A 5,145-nucleotide genomic window follows, 5' to 3' on the forward strand; every position below is an offset into this window, starting at 1 on the left:
AGGATCCGCAGTCCGGCGCGCTCGGTGACCAGGATGGCACCATCGGGCAGCAGGGCCATGCCCCACGGATGGTCCAGGCCGCCGGCCAGGGTCTCGACCGCATAGGCCACGCCGGCCGCCTTGAGCGGCGCGCGGGTCTGGCCGGGGAAGGCGGGCGTCTGGTTGGGGGCGTTGGCGACGCGGGTCTCGACCGGGGCCGGCGCGTCGGGGGCGGCCGACAGGCTGGGCCCGCAGGCGGCCAGGGCCAGGGCGAGGGTCGAAAAGAGCAGGGGGCTTTGCATGGGATGATCTTAGCCGAGCCTTCCGGCCCAAGGTAAGGGGGCTGGTCGCGGTTCCTCGCGTTGACACGGCCCGCCGCCCCGTCGAAGGTCCCGCCTCGTCGTCGCCGCCCGGAGCCTGTCTTGACCACCATCCTGCACGCCATGCTGGGCAAGGGCCTGGGCGGACTGGAGCAGGTGTTCCTCGACTATCAGCCGATCCTCGAGGCCTGGGCCGCCGACCATGGCGGCGCCTGTGTCGGGGTGGTGCGGCGCGGCGGCAAGGTCGCGGCCCAGACCGCCGGCCGCCGGCCGGCCCTGCAGACCCTGCCGGCCTTCACCGACTGGGATCCGCTGACCGTCGGCGCGGCTCGCCGGCTGGTGGCCCGCACCCGTCCAGACCTGATCCTCAGCCACGGCCAGCGGCCCGCGCGGCTGATGGCCAAGGTCGCCCCGGCCAAGGCGGTGCTGGCGATCTGCGTGCACAAGCCGGTGTTCGACATCGAGACCACCCGCACCCACTATCTGTGCGTCGGCCAGCATCTGGCCGACCTGGCGATCGCGCGCGGCGCCCCGGCCCAGCGCGTGCATTTCGTGCCCAATGCGGTCAAGCCGCCCGTGGCCCGCGCCGCGCCCTTCGCCCAGGCCGGCCAGCCGCCGCTGATCGTCGCGGCCGGACGGCTGCATCCCAAGAAGGGGTTCGACGTGCTGATCGCCGCCCTGGCCCGGCTGCGCGATCGCGGGGTCGAGGCCCGGTGCCAGATCGCCGGCGAGGGCGACGAGCGGCCGCGGCTGGAGGCCCTGATCGTCCAGCATGGCCTTGGCGACCGGGTCGAACTGGTCGGCTGGCGGGGCGATGTCTCGGCCTTCCTGGCGACCGGCGACGTCTTCGCCTTCCCGTCCTATCAGGAGGGCTTTCCCCTGGTGCTGCTCGAGGCCATGGCGGTCGGCCTGCCGGCGGTGTCGAGCGCCATCGCCGGGCCGGTGGAAATGATCGCCGACGGCCTGAACGGACGGCTGTGTCCGCCCGGCGACCCCGAGGCCCTGGCCCAGGCCCTGGCGGCGGTGATCGCCGCGCCCGAGCAGGCCGTCAGCCTGGGCGCCGAGGCCCGAAACATGGTTCTGGCCAAGTACGGTCCCGAGCAGTTGGCGGCGCGGTTGAGCAGTCTGATCGATTGCATGATTTCGGAGACTTGAAGCGCGCCCCGCTTTGCGTTTATAAGCCCGCCTCCGCTTCGCGCGGGGCTGGGTAGCTCAGATGGTTAGAGCGGTGGATTCATAACCCACAGGTCGGCGGTTCGATCCCGCCTCCAGCCACCACCCCCTCCTTTATCTCTGTCGTCTCCCCACCGGTCGCCGGGTCGTGAATTCGGCGCGCGGCCGGCCGATTTGGCCTGGCCTGTGCGCCCGTGTCGCACCCTCGGGTTAATGCTCCGGCGGTTGCTTGTGTGCGACACTCAGAGCCATGGGTGAGACGACGATCAAGGCCGAGGCGCAGCGTATTGCAACGCTTAAGGCCTATGGCGTGCTCGACACGTCGCCGGAAGCGGCCTTCGACCGCCTGACCGCCTTGGCCAGCAATCTGTTCTCGGCGCCCATCGCCCTGGTGTCGCTGGTCGACGAGGAACGTCAGTGGTTCAAGTCCAAGCGTGGCTTGGACGTCTGCTCGACCTCCCGGGACGTGGCGTTCTGCGCCCACGCCATCGCGATGGGGCCAAACGCCATCATGGTGGTGGAGGACGCCATCAAGGATCCGCGCTTTTGCGACAATCCGTTGGTCACCGGCGTACCGGGCATCCGTTTCTATGCCGGCGCGACCCTGACCACGTCGGACGGTGTCAATCTGGGCACGCTGTGCGTGATCGACACCAAGCCCCGGCGCAGGCCGAGGTCGATCAAGATCAATCAGTTGAAGATGCTGGCCCAGATCGCGGTCGACGCGCTCGAACTGGGTCGGGTCAATCGGCTGATGTCCGAAAAGCAGCGCCTGCTGAAGATGGCCGAACAGATCTCAGGCGTCGGTCACTGGCGCGTGGATCTGTCGACCAACAAGCCGGTCTGGTCGGACGGTGTCTATACCATTCACGGCGTCGATCGGGCGTCGTTCGATCCCAGTCTCGACGACGCCCTGGCGTTTTTCGAGCCGGAAGACCGCCTGACGATCGCGGCCAAGATGGCCGAGGCCATCGCAACCAAGAGCGGCTACGAATTCCAGGGGCGATTGAACCGGGCTGATGGCCAAGCGCGCACGGTCGTGTCCCACGCCGTTTGCGAACTGGATTTGCACGGCGCGGTGACCGCCCTGTTCGGCGTGTTCCAGGACATCACTGAACAGGAAATCGCCCTGCAGGCCGCTCAGGCCAGCGAGGCGCGCTACCGACTGCTGACGGAACATCTCGGCGATGTGATCACGCTGCATGACTTTGAGGGTCAGGCCACGTTCGTCTCGCCGGCCAACGAGAGTCTGCTCGGCTATACGCCGGAAGAAGCGATGGCGCGTCCGGCCTCAGCCTTCCTGCACCCCGATGATCTGGAGCGGACCCTGGCGGCCGTTCAGGCCATGGCCCAGGGCTGCCCCGAAATGACCCTGCAGCATCGCTCGATCCACAAGGACGGGCATGTGGTCTGGGTTGAATCCCACATGCGGCTGGTCAACGACGCCGACGGCAAACCCCAGGAAATCGCCGGCGTCTCGCACGACATCTCCGATCGCAAGGCCCTGGAACTGGCCACCATCGCGGCGCGGGACGAGGCGAGGACCCAGGCCCAGCGCGCTCTGCTGGCCGAGGATATCGCCGGGGTGGGCTATTGGCGTCTGGATCTGGTGACCCAGGACATGAGCCTGTCGCCGAAGATGTACGAGATCTTCCGTCTGGACCCGGGGCTCGTGCCCCGCATCGGCCATCTGTTGTGGAAGGTCCATCCAGAAGATCAGGCCATGACGACGGCGCGGATCAGCGAGCGCATGCGGACGGGCGATCCGGACTACAACAGCGTCATCCGCATCGTCCTCGACGACGGGCGGACACGCTATCTGTCAGCCAGTTCGATCTTCGAGCGCGACGCCGAGGGGCAAATGGTCACCCTGGTCGGCACGGTGATGGACATCACCGAGCGGCGCGAGGCCGAGATGGCCCTGGTCGAGCGCGAGGCGCGCTACAGGCTGCTGGCCGAGAACGCCACGGACATGATCTCGGAGTTCCGTCTGGACGGGTCGATCACCTTCATCACGCCCGCCTGCCGCGCCGTCCTGGGCTATGAGCCCGAGGAGTTGGTCGACCAAAAGATTCTTTCCTATGTCCATCCCAACGACCTGGATGGATTGATGACGCGCTATCTGGCGTTTGTGACGGAGCCCGCCGACAGCACCTCGCCGACCCTGCAATATCGGGTCAGGCGCAAGGACGGGGCCTGGGTCTGGCTGGAGGGGAGACCCCGGATCATCCGCGATCCACAGACCGGGGCGCCGGTCTCGATGCAGGATGTGGTGCGCGACATCACCAAGCGTAAAATGGCCGAGGTCGAGCTTCAACAGGCCCGGGCCGACGCCGAGGCCGCCGCCTCGGTCAAGTCGGAGTTCCTGGCCAATATGAGCCATGAGCTGCGCACGCCCCTGACGGCGGTTCTGGGTTTCACCCAGCTGATCGCGAACCAGCCCGAGCTGTCGGAGACCACTCGCCTGTTCACGCACAGCGCCTCGAACGCCGGCAAGGCGCTGCTGGCGACGGTCAATGACATCCTCGATTTCTCCAAGCTCGAAGCCGGGCAGGTCGAGATCAAGCCGGTCGCGACCTCACCGGCCCAACTGGCCCTGGACGCCTTGGACCTGTTCAGCCTGCAGGGCGCGGAAAAGGGCTTGCGGCTCGAGGTCGCCGGGATCGAGGCCTTGCCCGACCAGGTGGTGCTGGACCCCGAACGCGTGCGCCAGGTCCTGCTGAACTTCCTGGGCAATGCGGTGAAATTCACCGACGAGGGTCGGGTGTTGCTCGACGCCGTCTATGATCGCTCCACCCAGCGCCTGACCCTGTCGGTGACCGACAGCGGGCCCGGCGTGTCGCCCGACGTGCAGGCCCGGCTGTTCCAGCGCTTCTCCCAGATCGACGGTTCGACCACCCGCAACCATGGCGGCACGGGCCTCGGCCTGGCCATCTGCAAGGGCCTGATCGACGCGATGGGCGGCCAGTGCGGCCTGGAGAGCCAGGCCGGACAGGGGGCCCGATTCTGGTTCAGCATCGACGCCCCCGAGGCGATGGGCGTAACCCATGACATCGACTCGACGCCTTCCCGCGAGTTCCTTCTGCCCCGGGGCTGCCGGGTGCTGCTGGCCGATGACAACGCCTCGAACCGCGAGCTGGTGCGCGCCGTTCTCCAGGTGTTCGAGGTCGAGCTGCACACCGTGAACGACGGCCAGGCCGCGCTGAACGCCGCAAGCAGCGCGCCCTATGACGTCATCCTGATGGACTTGCGCATGCCGGTCCTCGACGGGGCCAGCGCGGCCCGACGCATTCGCCTCGAGGACGGGCCCAATGCCTCGGCCCCAATCCTGGCCTTCTCGGCCGAGACCGGGTTCCAGGCCGAGGAGGGCGTGTTCGACGCGGTTGTCTCCAAGCCCCTCGACGCCGGTGTTCTGGTCAAGGCGATCGCCGAGGCCATTGCTGGACAGCGGTTCGATGACGCGGCATGAGGTCCGGCCGCGTCTGATCCTGGTCGTGGACGACGATCGCGGCGTCCTTGACCTGATCGTCACCCGTCTGGCCCTGGCCGGCTATCGGACCGCCCGGGCGCGGGATGGCTGGGAGGCGATGGCGGGTATTCAGGCGTCGCGCCCGGACGCCATCCTGCTTGATATCAACATGCCGCATCTGGACGGGTTCGGCGTGCTGCGGCG

At 67.9% G+C, this 5,145-nt stretch carries 3 protein-coding genes, 1 tRNA gene and 1 pseudogene; 4 read left to right on the forward strand and 1 reads right to left on the reverse strand.

Annotated features, from left to right (window positions below; genetic code table 11):
* A pseudogene (locus CSW58_RS06560) lies at positions 1-281 on the reverse strand (PQQ-dependent sugar dehydrogenase); the annotation flags it as partial.
* A gap of 120 nt (positions 282-401) precedes the next feature.
* On the opposite strand from CSW58_RS06560, the gene CSW58_RS06565 reads away from it, so the two are divergent.
* The 4 genes from CSW58_RS06565 to CSW58_RS06580 all read left to right on the forward strand — a co-directional run.
* Entirely contained in the window at positions 402-1,454 is a 1,053-nt protein-coding gene (locus tag CSW58_RS06565; RefSeq protein WP_099446750.1) for a glycosyltransferase, read from the forward strand.
* A 46-nt stretch (positions 1,455-1,500) separates the two neighbouring features.
* A tRNA-Met gene (locus CSW58_RS06570) sits at positions 1,501-1,577 on the forward strand.
* Between the two features lie 145 nt (positions 1,578-1,722).
* The gene (locus CSW58_RS06575; RefSeq protein ID WP_099446751.1) at positions 1,723-4,941 is read left to right on the forward strand and encodes a PAS domain S-box protein; all 3,219 of its coding nucleotides are present in this window, start codon (positions 1,723-1,725) and stop codon (positions 4,939-4,941) included.
* Positions 4,928-5,145: response regulator (locus CSW58_RS06580; RefSeq protein WP_143755107.1), on the forward strand; the 218-nt coding region annotated here is incomplete at its 3' end. The genes CSW58_RS06575 and CSW58_RS06580, both read left to right, overlap by 14 nt.

The sequence above is a fragment of the Caulobacter sp. B11 genome (assembly GCF_002737765.1).
Taxonomy (GTDB): Bacteria; Pseudomonadota; Alphaproteobacteria; order Caulobacterales; family Caulobacteraceae; genus Caulobacter.